Here is a 15684-nt window from a genome sequence, read left to right as displayed (position 1 = left end):
CCAACCTTCCGCGTCAACAAAAAGGGGAACTGACATGACGACTGAAACGACATCGACCAAGGCCGCGAATGGTCTTTCCCGCCGCACCCTGTTGAAGACGGGTGCTGCAGCCGTCGGCGCCATCGCCGGCTCCGGCGCGCTCACCGGCTTTCCCACCATCTGGGCAAAGACGAACATCACGCTTCGCCAGTTCGGCACCGGCGTTTCGAACATCAATGCCATCGCCGAGAAGTGCAAAGCCGATCTCGGCATCACGCTGGAGATGACGGCGACCGATTCCGATGCCGCCGCCCAGCGCGCCGTCACCCAGCCCGACAGCTACGACATCGCCGACATCGAATACTGGATCGCCAAGAAGGTGTTCCCGACGGGCGTGCTGCAGCCGATGGACGTCAAAAAACTGAAATATTACGACAAGATCGTGCCGTTGTTCATCAACGGCAAGATGAAGCCAGACAGCGTCATCGCCCAGGGCACGGCGCCGCACACGGTCGGCTTCGTCGAGGGGCAGGATTCCAAGAAGTTCGCCAAGGAGCCAACGCAGTGGATGACGATGGTTCCGACCATCTACAACGCCGATACGCTCGGCATCCGCCCGGATCTCGTCGGCCGTGACATCACCAGCTGGGCCGATATCATGGACACGAAATTCAAGGGCAAGACCTCGATCCTCAACATCCCGTCGATCGGCATCATGGATGCGGCGATGATCATGGAAGCCATGGGCAACATCAAATATGCCGACAAGGGCAACATGACCAAGGAAGAGATCGACAAGACGATCGAGTTCCTGATCAAGGCCAAGGGCGACGGCCAGTTCCGCGCCTTCTGGAAGAGCTTCGACGAGTCGGTCAACCTGATGGCCTCGGGCGAAGTCGTCATCCAGTCCATGTGGTCGCCGGCTGTGGCCGCTGTCCGCTCCAAGGGCATCGCCTGCAAGTATCAGCCGCTCAAGGAAGGCTACCGCGCCTGGGGCGGCGGCCTCGGCCTCGCCTCGCATCTGAAGGGCGCCGAACTCGACGCTGCCTATGAATACATCAACTGGTACACGTCCGGCTGGGTCGGCGGCTATCTCAACCGCCAGGGCTACTACTCCGCCTGCATGGAAACCGCCAAGAACTTCATGACGGCCGATGAATGGGGCTACTGGATCGAGGGCAAGCCGGCGCAGGGCGACATCCTGTCTCCGGAGGGTAAGGTCATGGAAAAGGCCGGAGCCGTGCGCGACGGCGGCGCCTTCGAAGCCCGCATGGGCGCCGTTGCCTGCTGGAACTCGGTCATGGACGAAGACCGCTACATGGTCCGCCGTTGGAACGAGTTCATCGCGGCGTAAAGGTCGGTCGGGAGGGCGGAGAGCCGCTGTCTTTCGCTATCGCTCAAGACGTCGCGTCGCTCCCGTCCCCTCATCTGCCCTTCGGGCATCGACCAGGGCGAGCCACTGGTCTCGCCCGTCCTTCGCACCCCAGCCGGGAAGAAGCGGGGGATTGCGGCTGGACCGCGTGACGACAGCGACGTTGTGGCGGCGGGGACGCTACCACGATTCTCTTCTTCCCAGCGGGGAGAAGGTGCCGGCAGGCGGATGAGGGGCTGCACGCGCCTTCCTTCAACCTGACGTAATCAGATCGGAGAACCTGACATGGCGACCATCGCAGCAGAAACGGAAGAGGGCAGCGGCGCCCGCGGCAGGCGTTCTTTCCGTATCTCCCCCTCAGCCATCTCCTATCTCCAGGCGACGCCGCTGATCGCCATTCTCGGCTTCTTCTTCCTGCTGCCGATCGCCATGATCGCAGTCGTCAGCTTCTGGGATTATGATTTCGCCGGCCTCTATCCCGACTTCCTCACCATGAACTATACCGATACGCTCGGTTCATGGGTAACCTGGAAGACCTATCTCAACACGCTGAAATTCACTGCCATCGTCTGGGCGCTGACGCTCGTCATCGGTTTCTGGGTCGCTTATTTCCTGGCCTTCCACATCCGCAAGACCTCGACGCAGATGATCCTCTTCCTCGTCTGCACCGTGCCGTTCATGACCTCGAACATCATCCGCATGATTTCATGGATCCCGGTGCTCGGGCGCAACGGGCTGGTCAATTCGACGCTGATCGAGATGGGCATCATTCCGCAACCGGTCGAATGGCTGCTCTATTCCGATTTCGCCGTCGTGCTCGCCATGGTGCACCTCTACACGCTGTTCATGGTGACGCCGATCTTCAACACGCTGATGCGTATCGACCGGTCGCTGTTCGAGGCGGCCCGCGATGCCGGCGCCTCCGGCTGGCAGGTGCTGTGGAACGTCGTCATTCCGCTCGCCAAGCCCGGCATGGCGATCGGCACGATCTTCGTCGTCACCCTCGTCATGGCCGATTTTTCGACGGTGCAGGTGATGTCCGGCGGCCAGAGCGCCTCGGTGGCGCTGATGATGAAAAACCAGATGTCGCTGCTGCAATATCCGGCGGCGGCCGCCAATGCCGTGGTGCTCCTTGCCGTCGTGCTGCTGATGGTCGCGGCGATCCTTCGTGTCGTCGACATCCGCAAGGAGCTTTGAGATGAACCACGAAAAACGCGGCCTCGAATTCTATCTGCTGGCGATCTTCTTCGTCGTCTTCGTGCTGTTCCTCTACGGCCCGCTCTCGGCGATCCTCATCCTGTCGTTCCAGGGGCCGGACGGCGGCCTGACCTTCCCGATGAACGGCGTTTCCACTCATTGGTTCTTCAATCTGTTCGAAAAGCAGGCGGTCGGCGATTTCGGCGCCTCCTTCCGGCGCTCCTTCTCGCTCGGGCTGATGGTCATGGTCGTGACGGTGGTCGTGTCGCTGCTTGCCGGCCTTGCCTTCCGCCGCCGTTTCCGCGGTTCGACCGTGCTGTTTTACGCTACGGTCGCAAGCCTCGTGGTGCCGTCGATCATCGTATCGCTCGGCATCGGCGTGGTCTTCCAGGAAGGTGGGCTGAAGCCCGCCTGGTATTCCTCCGCCTTCGGGGCGCATCTCACCTGGACGCTGCCTTTCGGCGTGCTGATCATGTTGGCGGTCTTCAACCGCTTCTCGCCGGCCTATGAGGAGGCGGCGCGCGACCTCGGTGCCAGCTCCTGGCAGACCTTCCGCCATGTCGTGCTGCCGATGATCGCGCCGAGCCTAATCGGCGTCGGCCTGTTCGGCTTCACGCTGTCCTATGACGAATTCGCCCGCACGCTGATGACGTCGGGCACTTACAATACGCTGCCGCTTGAGATCTACGGCATGACGACCAATGTCACGACGCCGGTGCTCTATGCGCTCGGCACGGTGACAACGCTGTTTTCCTTCACCATCATTCTCATTGCGCTCGGCATCATGACCATGCTCAGCCGGCGACAGGCAAAGATCCACTGACATGCGCATTCTCATCGTCAATCCCAATACCACCGCCTCCATGACCGAGAAGGCGGCGATCGCGGCGCGCGCGGTGGCCGCATCCGGCACCGAGATCATCGCCGCCACCTCGCGCATGGGGCCGGTTTCGATCGAGGGCCATTATGACGGCGCGCTGGCGCTTCCCGGCCTGCTTGCCGAACTGAAGGAGCGGCAAGCGACGGGATATGACGCGGCTGTTATCGCCTGCTTCGATGATACAGGGCTCGAAGCGGCGCGAAGCTTTGCCGATGTGCCGATCCTCGGGCTCTGCGAATCCGCGGTCGCGACGGCGGGCTTCCTGGCGCAGCGGTTCACCGTGGTGACGACGCTCGAACGGTCGCGGGTGCTGATCGACAATCTGCTGCGCCGCTACGGCATGGGTGAGCGCGCCAAGGTGCGCGCCTCCGACATTCCGGTGCTGGAGCTCGAAGATGCGGCATCGGGCGCGATCGGCAAGCTCAGGGCCGAGATCGAGCGGGCGCTTGGCGAAGACGGCGCCGAGGCGATCGTGCTCGGCTGCGCCGGCATGACCGATCTGGCGCGCCAACTGCAGGCGATCTACGGTGTGCCGGTTATCGACGGTGTCTCGGCCGCGGTCAAACAGGCCGAGGCGCTGATTTCGCTCGGGCTTTCGACCAGCAAGCGCGGCTCCTACGCCTCGCCACTGCCGAAACCCTTCACCGGCGCGATGAGCGGCTTCTCGCCGGCCGGGAGGCTCGGCTGAGCCATGGTCGTTTCCTTCGACTTCAAAGAGCTTTCCGAGCGCCAGCGTTACAAGTTGATGATCGGCACGATCATACCGAGGCCGATCGCGCTGGTGACGACGGTCGATGAACACGGCCGGATCAACGCTGCCCCCTTCAGCTTCTTCAACTGCCTGTCGGCCGATCCGCCGATTCTGGCGATCGGGGTCGAGAATCATGCCGACATGTCTTTCAAGGACACCGGCCACAATGTCCGCATGACCGAGGTTTTCACGGTCAACATCGTCTCCTTCGCGATCGCCGAAGCCATGCATGTCTGCGGCGCCCGCTACCCGCGCGGCGTCGATGAACTGAAAGAGGCCGGCTTGACGGCGATGCCGGGCGAGAAGGTGGCTTCGCCCTATATCGCCGAGGCACCGGCCGCCTTCGAATGCCGGCGGCATGTGACGCTGGAGCTCGGCCGCTCGCGGCAGATCATCATGGGCGAGATCGTCTTTGCGCATTACCGCGACGGCGTCGTCGATCCGGAACGGCTGCATGTCGATCCGGCCGCGATCGATGCCATCGCGCGGCTCGGCGGCGATACCTGCGCCACAATACGCGACCGTTTCGAGATGCTGACGCCGAAACTCTGAGCCGTGGCAGATCCAAGTTTTGCTTTACTTTTCCGGCTCTGGCGAGAATGGTCTGCAACGGATCATTGCGGCAGAGGAGCGCCTTATCATGACACTCGACGACGATCTCAACCGGATCGCGGAGCAGGAAAAAGCGCTGAGCTTCGACGCCTTCGACCTGACGACGGCATGGCAGCTCGGCAAACTCCTGCAGGAACTCGCCACCGAGCGCGGCCTCGGCATTGCGATCGACGTCACCCTGCATTCGATGCCGGTCTTCTATGCGGCGCTGCCCGGCGTGACCCCCGACAACGTCAACTGGGTTCGCCGCAAGCGCAACATGGTGCTGCGCTATTTCCGCAGCAGCTATGCCTCCGGTCTGAAGCTGAGGAAAGACGGCAAGACCGTCGAGGACAACGGGCTTTCCGGCGACGATTACGCGCCGCATGGCGGCAGTTTCCCGATCAACGTCAAGGGCACCGGCTGCATCGGCGCCGTCACCGTCTCCGGGCTGCCGCAGCGCGACGACCACAATCTTGTCGTCGAAGCCTTGGCTTTAATGTTGGCGAAGGATCTGGATACGCTGAGGCTTGCGCCGCTCTGACCGCCTTCCGGGCCCTGCCGAACGGTTCCAGTGCACCCCGGCGGCCGATTGCCGGCGCCGGGTTACTGAACCTCAGAGCCTGCCGCCGGCCTCTGCGATGCCCTTTGTCAGGCTGCCGGTTGCAGGGAAGAGCGGAATGAGGCAGGCCTGCAGGGCGTGATAGATATCGCCCTTGCCGGGGAAGAGCGAATGCGAGGGAACGAGATCTTCGGTCAGTTCCTCGTGCCAGCCGCCGTTCTTGTGGTCGATGAAGGCGCGCTCGATGACGCTCCAGATCTTGCGGTAGCATTCCTCGTGGTAGTCGCTCGGCAGATGCTCGTTGAGGAAATGCGCGGCGGCAGCGCCCTCGCAGGCCGGCCACCAGAGCTTGTTGCGCTTGGCGGGCTTGTCGTTCCAGTCGAGCGTATAGAAGAATCCGCCCTTGTCGCTGTCCCAGCCGAGCGCCATCGACTGCTCGAACAGGGCCTTGGCCGCATCCGGCATCCATTCGATGCGTTTGCCGCCGAGCACCCAGAGCTGCAGGATGAGGCGGGCCCATTCCAGCCAGTGGCCGGGCGTCGTGCCGGCCGGGCGGAACATTTCGTTCGGGTGATAGTATTGCTTGTCGAACTTCCATTCGGCGTCGAAATGTTCGGCGACGCGCCAGTCGACCGAGCCGGCGGCGCGGCGGATGACGAGATCGGCGATGCTTTCGGCCTTGGTCAGGTATTCCTTGTCGCCGGTCGCTTCGAAGGCGGCCATCAGCGCTTCCGTCAAGTGCATGTTGGAGTTCTGGCCGCGATAGGTGCCGCCGTCGAGCGGCTGCCAGTCGGCAGTGAATTCCTCGGCGATCGCGCCGTGGCGCGGTTCCCAGAACTTCGTGTTGAGGATTTCGGTGATGTCGGCCAGCATGCCGTCGGCGAGCGGATGGCCGATCGTCTTGGCCGACGAGGCGGCGAGCAGCACGAAGGCGTGGCCATAGCCCTGCTTGTTGCTGTCGACCGGACCATTCTTGTCGAGCGACCAGAAATAGCCGCCGTTCTTGCGGTCGCGGTGATGGTTCCAGAGATAGTCCATGCCGTGGTCGACGAGGTCGGCAGCCCCCGGACGGCCGAGCAGGGCGCCGATGGCAAAACAGTGCACGGCGCGCGCGGCGATATGGATGCTGCGGACCTGACCCTCGGCGTCGAGCGGCTTGCCGGTGTCGTCGAGGTCGTAGAAGCCGCCCTTGGGGTTGACCGAGTTGTGCTGGAAGAAATCGAAGAGGCCGTTTGCCTGGGCAAGCAGCCAGGCGCGATGATAGGCGCGGCTCGTCCAGTTTCCAAGCGCGGCGTTGCCGGTTGCGGGTGCCATGATACTCCTCCGATCGGTGGGCAATGCGTATCAATTGCCTATATAGAGGCCGTTCAAGCCTGTCATCTGGCGAGGCTTGCAAACCACGAAATCGATAGGCATATATTGACATAAAGATATCTTTATGTGATTTGGACAATCTGGTCTTACGACGTCAAGGAGCCTCCCGTGTTTGACAACCTCTTTGGTCCGGAAACGGGCAAGCGTGACGGCAATGAAGTTTTCGCAGCGCTGCGCAAAGCCGCCAGTGAGCGCATCCTCGTCCTCGACGGCGCCATGGGCACGCAGATCCAGGGGCTCGGCTATGACGAAGACCAGTTCCGCGGCACCCGCTTCATCGGCTGCGCCTGCCACCAGAAAGGCAATAACGACCTTCTGATCCTGACCCAGCCGGATGCGATCGAAGAGATCCACTACAAATACGCCAAGGCCGGCGCCGATATTCTCGAGACCAACACCTTCTCCTCGACCCGCATCGCGCAGGCCGATTACGAGATGGAAAATGCCGTCTACGACCTGAACAAGGAAGGTGCCGAGATCGTCCGCCGCGCGGCTCTGCGGGCCGAGCGCGAGGACGGCCGCCGCCGCTTCGTCGCCGGCGCCATCGGCCCGACCAACCGCACCGCATCGATTTCGCCCGACGTCAACAATCCCGGTTTCCGTGCCGTCACCTTCGACGATCTGCGCTCCGCCTATGGCGAGCAGATCGACGGTCTGATCGACGGCGGCGCCGACATCATCTTGATCGAGACGATCTTCGACACGCTGAACGCCAAGGCGGCGATCTTCGCCTGTGAGGAGCGCTTCGAGGCCAAGGGCGTGCGCCTGCCTGTGATGATCTCTGGCACCATCACCGACCTTTCCGGCCGCACGCTGTCCGGCCAGACGCCGTCGGCCTTCTGGAATTCGGTGCGCCACGCCAATCCCTTCACGATCGGGCTGAATTGCGCGCTCGGCGCCAATGCGATGCGCCCGCATCTGCAGGAGCTTTCCGGTGTCGCCGACACCTTCATCTGCGCCTATCCGAATGCCGGCCTGCCGAACGAGTTCGGCCAGTATGACGAAACGCCGGAGCTGATGGCGGCGCAGATCGACAGCTTCGCCCGCGAAGGCCTGGTCAACATCGTCGGCGGCTGCTGCGGCTCGACGCCGGAGCACATCCGGGCGATTGCCGAGACCGTCGCCAAGTACAAGCCGCGTCCGATTCCCGAGCATCGCCCCTTCATGTCGCTGTCCGGCCTCGAACCCTTCGAGCTGACCAAGGACATTCCCTTCGTCAATGTCGGCGAGCGCACCAACGTCACCGGCTCGGCGAAGTTCCGCAAGCTGATCACCAATGCCGATTACACGGCTGCACTCGATGTGGCGCGCGACCAGGTCGAGAACGGCGCGCAGGTGATCGACATCAACATGGACGAGGGCCTGATCGATTCCGAAAAGGCGATGGTCGAGTTTCTTAATCTGATCGCTGCCGAGCCCGACATCGCCCGCGTGCCCGTCATGATCGACAGTTCGAAATTCTCGATCATCGAATCCGGCCTGAAGCGCGTCCAGGGCAAGCCGATCGTCAACTCGATCTCGCTGAAGGAAGGGGAGGAGAATTTCCTCGCCCAGGCGCGGCTCCTGCGCAATTACGGTGCCGCCGTCGTCGTCATGGCCTTCGACGAGACGGGGCAGGCCGACAATTACGAGCGCAAGGTGGAAATCTGCACCCGCGCCTATAAGCTTCTGACCGAAAAGATCGGTTTCCCACCGGAGGATATCATCTTCGACCCGAACATCTTCGCGGTCGCGACCGGCATCGAAGAGCACAATAATTACGGCGTCGATTTCATCGAGGCGACGCGGACGATCCGCGAGCGCATGCCGCTCGTCCATATTTCCGGCGGCGTCTCGAACCTGTCCTTCTCGTTCCGCGGCAACGAGCCGGTGCGCGAGGCTATGCATGCCGTGTTCCTCTACCACGCCATCCAGGCGGGCATGGACATGGGCATCGTCAATGCCGGTCAGCTTGCCGTCTACGACAACATTGACCCCGAATTGCGCGAGGCCTGCGAGGACGTGGTGCTAAACCGCCGTCCCGACGGCACCGAGCGGCTGCTGGAAGTGGCCGAGCGCTTCCGTGGCGCCGGCGCAAGGGAAGGCCGGGTCCAGGACCTTTCCTGGCGTGAATGGAGTGTCGAAAAGCGCCTCGAGCACGCACTGGTCAACGGCATCACCGAATTTATCGAAGCCGATACCGAGGAGGCGCGCCAGCAGGCCGCCCGGCCGCTGCATGTCATCGAAGGGCCGCTGATGGCCGGCATGAACGTCGTCGGCGACCTGTTCGGTTCGGGCAAGATGTTCCTGCCGCAGGTGGTCAAGTCGGCGCGCGTCATGAAGCAAGCGGTCGCCGTGCTGCTGCCCTACATGGAAGAGGAAAAGCGCCTCACCGGAGGCGACGATCGCCAGTCGGCCGGCAAGATCCTCATGGCGACAGTTAAGGGCGACGTGCACGATATCGGCAAGAACATCGTCGGCGTCGTGCTCGCCTGCAACAATTACGAGATCGTCGACCTTGGCGTCATGGTGCCGGCGACGAAGATCCTCGAAACGGCGATCGCCGAAAAGGTCGACATCATCGGCCTTTCCGGCCTGATCACGCCGTCGCTCGACGAGATGGTGCATGTCGCGGCCGAAATGGAACGGCAGGGCTTCGAAATCCCGCTGCTGATCGGCGGGGCGACGACCAGCCGGGTGCATACGGCGGTGAAGATTCATCCCGGCTACAGCAAGGGCCAGGCGATCTACGTTACCGACGCGAGCCGCGCCGTCGGCGTCGTCTCGGCGCTGCTGTCGCCGGAAACGCGCCAGGGCTATGTCGACGACATAAGAGCCGAATATGCCAAGGTGGCGGCTGCTCATGCGCGCAGCGAAGCCGAGAAGGTGCGCCTGCCGTTGCCGCGGGCACGCGAGAACGCCCACAAGGTCGACTGGGCGGCCTACCAGCCGACCAAGCCGCAATTCTTCGGCACGCGGGTGTTCGAGGATTACGATCTGGCCGAGCTTGCGAAATACATCGACTGGACGCCGTTCTTCCAGACCTGGGAGCTGCGCGGCCGCTACCCCGCCATTCTCGAGGACGAGAAGCAAGGCGAGGCGGCGCGGGCGCTGTGGGCCGACGCGCAGGCGATGCTGAAGAAGATCGTCGACGAAAAGTGGTTCCGTCCGCGCGCCGTCATCGGCTTCTGGCCGGCCGGTGCCGTCGGCGACGATATCCGCCTGTTTACTGACGAGAGCCGCAGCGAGGAACTTGCCACCTTCTACACGCTGCGCCAGCAGCTTTCGAAGCGGGACGGGCGGGCGAACGTGGCGCTCTCGGATTTCGTCGCGCCTGTCAAAAGCGGCGTGCAGGATTATGTCGGCGGCTTCGTGGTCACGGCCGGCATCGAGGAGGTCGCCATTGCCGAACGCTTCGAGCGGGCGAACGACGATTATTCCTCGATCCTCGTCAAGGCGCTGGCCGACCGCTTTGCCGAAGCCTTCGCCGAGCGCATGCACGAGCAGGTGCGGCGCGAATATTGGGGTTATGCGAGGGATGAGCAGCTCAGCAACGAGGATCTCATCGGCGAAGCCTATGCCGGCATCCGCCCGGCGCCCGGCTATCCCGCTCAGCCAGACCACACCGAGAAGAAGACGCTCTTCAAGCTCCTCGACGCGGAACATGCCGCAGGCGTGAAGCTGACGGAAAGCTATGCGATGTGGCCAGGTTCGTCCGTATCCGGCCTCTATATCGGCCACCCTGACTCCTATTATTTCGGTGTCGCCAAGGTGGAGCGCGATCAGGTGGAAGACTATGCCAAGCGCAAGGGCATGGAGATTTCCGAAGTCGAGCGATGGCTCGGACCGGTGCTCAACTACGTGCCGCGCAAGGCGGACGAGGAGATCGAGGACGCCGCATGATTTGGCGAGTGTTGGCAGTAGCTTAAGCCGGCGCACTGAGGAACTGATTCAATGAATGAAAGCCGGGAAGTGAGGGAGGGGATCGAGTGAATTCGCTTCTGCTCGACACCCAGGCCTGGGCATGGTTGCTGACCGGCGACGAGCGGCTCTCGGCCATGGCGGTCGCTCTGATCGAAAAGGCCGAGACTATTCTCGTCAGCTCCGATATCTCTGTTTGAAATCGGGCAGAAGGTTAGTCTCGGCAGATGGCCAAAGATGCAACCTATCATCGGCCGGCTGCCGGATCTGCTGCAGGAGCAGGGTGGCATTGCCGCGGGCCTGACACCGGACATCTTCTGGCTGCAGCCATAATGGACCGGACGCACCGCGATTCGTTCGACCGGCTTCTTGCCGCGACCGCCATGCAGAATGGGATACCGATTATCTCCGCCGATGCGATCTTCGACGAACTCGCCGGAAACCAACTTTGGATCGCCCGCGTCCGGTAGGGCTCACGTCACCCCGATCGTCAGCTCGGCGACGAAGTCATAGGCGTCGCCGCGATAGAGCGAGCGGGTGAATTCCACGGCGCGGCCGGAGCCGAGATAGGAGATGCGCTCGATCGAGAGGCCGGCGGCACCGACGGGGACACCGAGAAGCTGGGCGTCGGCTTCCTTCATATTGGTTGCGGAAATGCGCTGCACGGCGCGCACCGGGCGGACCTGAAGGCGTTCGAGTTCGGCGTAGAGCGAATTGGTGACGACTGACGGATCGGGCAGAAATTCACCGGACACACTGGCATTCTCGATCGCCAGCGGCTGATCGTCAGCAATGCGCAGGCGGGAGAGGCGCGAAACCTTCACGTCGGTGCCGAGGCCGAGGATCATCATCTCGTCGGGCGAGGGTGTGTGTACGCCTTTGTGCAGCCATTCGGAGCGGGAAGACATGCCGCGGCGCGCCATGTCCTCGGTGAAGGAGGTGAGCTGCGACAGGCGCTGCTCAACTTTGGACACCGGTTTGGCGACAAAGGTGCCGGAGCCGTGGCGGCGCACCAAGAGGCCGTCGGCGACGAGTTCGTCGATCGCCTTGCGCACGGTAACGCGGCTGACAGCGGCGAATTCGGCGATGTCGCGTTCCGGCGGCAGCGCATCGCCGTGACCGAGCGTGCCGGTGCGCACGGCCTCTTCGAGCGTGCGGCGCAGCTTGACATAGAGCGGGCCGGTGCCGGCGGCCTGCAGCCGCTGCAGGGAAAGAAGACTAGCGAGATCGTCGGTCACGCCGCACCTCTCAGCCGATCGTTCAAAAGCTTGACGGCAAGTTCTACCGCACCCTGCAGGGCATCGCCCTTGGGGCTGGCAAGCCGCGATCTGTAGTGTTCGGAAAGCCACGGCTCATAGGCTCCGGCCAGGCCGCCGAGCAGACAGATCGACGGGCATTCGGGCCAAAGCAATGCGTCCAGGCTTTCGCCGATCGCCGTTGCCGCATCGGTGACGATGCCGACCGCGACGGCATCGCCCCTGGCCGCATGTTCGAAGACAACGGGCGCATAGCGAGCAAAATCCGTGGGCCTTGCCGAATGCGCGAATTCGGCGATGCGTTCAGGGTCGTTGCCGTATTCTGTCATCAGCGCTTCGGTGATTGCAGAAGCCGGGCGCACGCCGTCATGGGCGAGCAGTGATCTTTCCATGAGGTCGCGGCCGAGGCGGGCGCCGCTTGCCTGGTCGCCGACGACGAAGCCCCAGCCGCCAATGCCTTTCAGCCGGCCATTCCTGCGGGCATTATAGACCGAGCCGGTGCCGAAGGCGCCGACGATGCCGTCGTCGTCGCCGAGCGCACCCTGCAGGGCGATCAGCGCATCGGTGACGACCCGGCCTTCGGCAAAGGGCAGGGCCTTTTCGATTCGCTCGCCGTAATCGGTGACATTGGCGCCGGCGACGCCGACGACAGCAGCGACAGAGGAGATTGCTTCAGCGGCAAGCCCGGCATCTCGCAGCGCCTCTTGGGCAGATTCGACGATGTTGAGAAGAGAGTTTTCCAGGTCGGACAGGATATTGGCCGGGCCCGCTTTGCCGCGTCCAATGATCTTTCCGTTTCTGTCTGCGACCGCGGCGCGGCAGCTCGTTCCGCCGCCGTCTATGCCGATTGCAAGCTCCGTCATCGGGCCTCCGAATACGCCGTTCCCTATGTTTTTACTACAATACCAAAAAAATACCATTTACCAAGTGGGAATGGTGGAGAAAATTCGCCTTTTTATCTAATTGATTTTATTTGATAAAATTTTTTATTGAATTTTTAGAGCCCGAAAAGTTAAAATCGACTGGACAATTGGTATTTTTTTGGACTTAATTCGGCAAAAGGGAACAGCACATCGAAGCCCGCGAAAATCGGCAGCAAAGCCAAGCCGGATCCGCTTCGAGGATGATCGAGAGAACGACCCGCCGCCTGTCAGGCCGGTGGCGAAGTTCGGCATCCATCGGCTTTTCCCGATCGATTTTGCCGCGCCCGATGCAGGTCATGGGGCAGCGCACAGTCCGGCCGCAGGCGATCCGCCTTTGCGTCCGTCGAGCTTTCGGGGCCGGCAGTTGATGGCGGCCCTCCAAGAGGCGTTGGGTGTTTCCTCAAACACACCAACTGCTTGTTCAGATCGAAAAGCGCCTTGCGGCGCTCAAAACACAGGAGAGGGAAATGAAAAACACTGCTCTGAAAACCTTGCTGCTTGCCTCAAGCCTGCTGACGTCAGCAGGTCTCGTGCATGCCGCCGACGTTACGCTGACGGTCGAAAGCTGGCGTAACGACGACCTGCAGATCTGGCAGGAGAAGATTATCCCGGCCTTCGAAGCGAAGAACCCGGGCATCAAGATCGTCTTCTCGCCGACCGCGCCGACCGAATACAACGCCTCGCTGAACGCCAAGCTCGATGCCGGCTCGGCAGGCGACATCATCACCTGCCGTCCGTTCGACGCCTCGCTCGAACTTTTCAACAAGAAGCAACTCGTCGACCTCACCAGCCTGCCTGGCATGGAGAATTTCTCGCCGGTCGCCAAGGCCGCTTGGACGACCGACGACGGCAAGTCGACCTTCTGCGTGCCGATGGCTTCGGTCATCCACGGCTTCATCTACAACAAGGATGCCTTCGACAAGCTCGGCATCTCCGTGCCGAAGACGCAGGACGAGTTCTACGCAGCACTCGACAAGATCAAGGCCGACGGTACATACATCCCGCTCGCCATGGGCACGAAGGACCTCTGGGAAGCCGCCACCATGGGCTACCAGAACATCGGCCCGAACTACTGGAAGGGCGAAGACGGCCGCGAAGCCCTGATCGCGGGCAAGCAGAAGCTGACCGATCCGGAATGGGTCAAACCGTTTGAGGAGCTTGCCAAGTGGAAGCCTTATCTCGGTGACGGTTTCGAAGCCCAGACCTATTCGGACAGCCAGAACCTCTTCACGCTCGGCCGCGCCGCGATCTATCCGGCCGGTTCCTGGGAAATTGCGCTCTTCAATACGCAGGCCCAGTTCAAGATGGGCGCCTTCCCGCCGCCGGTTCCGAAGGCCGGTGACCAGGGCTACATCTCCGACCATCCCGATATCGGCGTCGCCTTGAACGCGAAGAGCACGCATGCCGAGGAAGCCAAGAAATTCCTCAGCTGGGTCGCTTCGCCTGAGTTCGCCGATATCTACGCAAATTCACTGCCGGGCTTCTTCAGCCTGAACTCCAACCCCGTGAAGATGTCCGATCCGCTCGCTCAGGAATTCGTTTCCTGGCGCGGCCCGTACAAGTCGACTGTGCGCTCGACCTATCAGATCCTGTCGCGTGGCACGCCGAACCTCGAAAACGAGACCTGGGTTGAATCGGCCAACGTGATCAACGGCACCGATACGCCGCAGGTTGCTGCCGAAAAGCTCCAGAAGGGCCTCGACAGCTGGTACAAGCCGGCCAAGTGATGCGATCAGGGGCGGCGTTTGCGGCCCCTCATCCGGCCCGCCGGCCACCTTCTCCCCGCTCGCGGGGAGAAGGAGACTCGCAGCGACCTCCCAGCCCGATTTAACATCCCTGCAGGGCGTTGCCTCTCTCCCCGTCGGCAGAGAGTTCGGGTGAGGCGCAAGGTTTTCCATCTGCGTCCGCACGATTGCGGCCAGTCGACAAGAACAGGCAAAAGCCATGAGCGAAACCGACAACGCGATCGATATCGTCCCGATCAAGCGCCCGGTGCGCTGGCACATCTTCGTCTTCATGCTGCCCGCGGTGATCGTCTATTCCGCCGTCATGGTGCTGCCGCTCATCGAAACGCTCAGGCTTTCGCTCTACAATACGATCGACGGGCAGCCGGCTTTCGTGGGACTGGCGAATTTCAAGGTGCTGTTCGGCGATCCGCGCTGGGCGCATGATTTCTGGAATGCGCTCGTCAACAACCTGATCTTCTTCGCCATCCACATGTGCGTGCAGAACCCGATCGGCATTGCGCTGGCGGCCCTGCTTTCGGTGCCGAAGCTGCGCGGGGTGGCCTTCTACCGCACGGCGATATTCCTGCCGACGCTGCTTTCCTTCGTCATCGTCGGCTTCATCTGGAAGCTGATCCTGTCGCCGATATGGGGTGTCGCGCCCTGGATGCTCGATCTCATCGGGCTCAAATTCCTGTTCGCGCCCTGGCTCGGAAAGCCCGGCTCGGCGCTGATCGCCGTGTCGCTGATCTCCAACTGGCAATATATCGGCATTCCGATGATGCTGATCTACGCCGCGCTTCTGAGCATCCCCGAAGAGGTGATCGAGGCGGCCGAATGCGACGGCATCACGGGCTGGGCGCAGTTCTGGAAGATCAAACTGCCGCTCATCCTGCCGGCGATCGGCATCATCTCGATCCTGACTTTCGTCGGCAATTTCAATGCCTTCGACCTCATCTACACGGTGCAGGGCGCGCTTGCAGGGCCTGACATGTCGACAGATATTCTCGGCACGTTGCTCTACCGCACCTTCTTCGGTTTTCAGCTTCAGCTCGGCGACCGCTCGATGGGCGCTACGATCGCGACCGTGATGTTCCTCATCATCCTCGTCGGCGTCTCGCTTTATCTCTTCGTCATCCAGCGGCGCATGCGTCGCTACCAGTTCTGAGGAGCGC

Annotated in this window: 14 protein-coding genes; 11 read left to right on the top strand and 3 right to left on the bottom strand. The window is 62.1% G+C overall.

Features of this window, described 5'->3' with window-relative positions:
• Window positions 1–34 precede the first annotated feature (34 nt).
• The 6 genes from J2J99_RS15325 (at window position 35) to J2J99_RS15300 (ending at window position 5314) form a co-directional block, all read left to right on the top strand.
• On the top strand, window positions 35–1333 hold the full coding sequence (locus J2J99_RS15325; protein ID WP_168296749.1) for an ABC transporter substrate-binding protein: 1299 nt from the start codon (window positions 35–37) through the stop codon (window positions 1331–1333).
• 303 nt (window positions 1334–1636) lie between these two features.
• Window positions 1637–2548: an ABC transporter permease gene (locus J2J99_RS15320; protein ID WP_168296750.1), complete on the top strand. Its 912-nt coding sequence runs from the start codon at window positions 1637–1639 to the stop codon at window positions 2546–2548.
• 1 nt (window position 2549) lies between these two features.
• Window positions 2550–3371 (top strand): ABC transporter permease, encoded by an 822-nt coding sequence (locus J2J99_RS15315; protein WP_168296751.1) that lies wholly within the window; start codon window positions 2550–2552, stop codon window positions 3369–3371.
• Window position 3372: 1 nt separating this feature from the next.
• Window positions 3373–4116 carry an aspartate/glutamate racemase family protein gene (locus tag J2J99_RS15310; RefSeq protein ID WP_168296752.1) on the top strand — a complete coding sequence of 248 codons (744 nt, stop codon included), beginning with the start codon at window positions 3373–3375 and terminating at the stop codon, window positions 4114–4116.
• 3 nt (window positions 4117–4119) lie between these two features.
• A complete protein-coding gene (locus J2J99_RS15305; RefSeq protein WP_168296753.1) occupies window positions 4120–4731 on the top strand; it encodes a flavin reductase family protein in 612 nt (203 codons plus the stop codon).
• A gap of 88 nt (window positions 4732–4819) precedes the next feature.
• A complete protein-coding gene (locus tag J2J99_RS15300; protein WP_038692717.1) occupies window positions 4820–5314 on the top strand; it encodes a heme-degrading domain-containing protein in 495 nt (164 codons plus the stop codon).
• Between the two features lie 72 nt (window positions 5315–5386).
• Here the strand turns inward: J2J99_RS15300 and J2J99_RS15295 are convergent, their stop codons facing one another.
• Window positions 5387–6646 (bottom strand): AGE family epimerase/isomerase, encoded by a 1260-nt coding sequence (locus tag J2J99_RS15295; RefSeq protein ID WP_168296754.1) that lies wholly within the window; start codon window positions 6644–6646, stop codon window positions 5387–5389.
• A gap of 168 nt (window positions 6647–6814) precedes the next feature.
• On the opposite strand from J2J99_RS15295, the gene metH reads away from it, so the two are divergent.
• The 3 genes from metH (at window position 6815) to J2J99_RS34715 (ending at window position 11076) form a co-directional block, all read left to right on the top strand.
• The gene (metH, locus tag J2J99_RS15290; protein ID WP_168296755.1) at window positions 6815–10588 is read left to right on the top strand and encodes a methionine synthase; all 3774 of its coding nucleotides are present in this window, start codon (window positions 6815–6817) and stop codon (window positions 10586–10588) included.
• A gap of 86 nt (window positions 10589–10674) precedes the next feature.
• Window positions 10675–10806 (top strand): PIN domain-containing protein, encoded by a 132-nt coding sequence (locus tag J2J99_RS34720; RefSeq protein WP_259664641.1) that lies wholly within the window; start codon window positions 10675–10677, stop codon window positions 10804–10806.
• Window positions 10807–10938: 132 nt separating this feature from the next.
• A complete protein-coding gene (locus tag J2J99_RS34715) occupies window positions 10939–11076 on the top strand; it encodes a PIN domain-containing protein (protein ID WP_246638831.1) in 138 nt (45 codons plus the stop codon).
• A 3-nt stretch (window positions 11077–11079) separates the two neighbouring features.
• Here the strand turns inward: J2J99_RS34715 and J2J99_RS15280 are convergent, their stop codons facing one another.
• Window positions 11080–11844: a GntR family transcriptional regulator gene (locus tag J2J99_RS15280; RefSeq protein WP_168296756.1), complete on the bottom strand. Its 765-nt coding sequence runs from the start codon at window positions 11842–11844 to the stop codon at window positions 11080–11082.
• Window positions 11841–12725 (bottom strand): glucosamine kinase nucleotide-binding domain-containing protein, encoded by an 885-nt coding sequence (locus tag J2J99_RS15275; protein ID WP_168296757.1) that lies wholly within the window; start codon window positions 12723–12725, stop codon window positions 11841–11843. Before J2J99_RS15275 ends, J2J99_RS15280 begins: the two co-directional genes overlap by 4 nt.
• Window positions 12726–13252: 527 nt before the next feature.
• On the opposite strand from J2J99_RS15275, the gene J2J99_RS15270 reads away from it, so the two are divergent.
• Together J2J99_RS15270 and J2J99_RS15265 are read left to right on the top strand one after the other, a co-directional pair.
• Window positions 13253–14512, top strand: coding sequence for an ABC transporter substrate-binding protein (locus J2J99_RS15270; protein ID WP_168296758.1), 1260 nt, complete (start codon window positions 13253–13255; stop codon window positions 14510–14512).
• 217 nt (window positions 14513–14729) lie between these two features.
• The gene (locus J2J99_RS15265; protein WP_168296759.1) at window positions 14730–15677 is read left to right on the top strand and encodes a carbohydrate ABC transporter permease; all 948 of its coding nucleotides are present in this window, start codon (window positions 14730–14732) and stop codon (window positions 15675–15677) included.
• Window positions 15678–15684 lie beyond the last annotated feature (7 nt).

This window comes from Rhizobium binae (assembly GCF_017357225.1).
GTDB lineage: Bacteria > Pseudomonadota > Alphaproteobacteria > Rhizobiales > Rhizobiaceae > Rhizobium > Rhizobium binae.
Note: the sequence above shows the minus strand (reverse complement) of the source record. Positions and strands in the feature narration are given on the sequence as shown.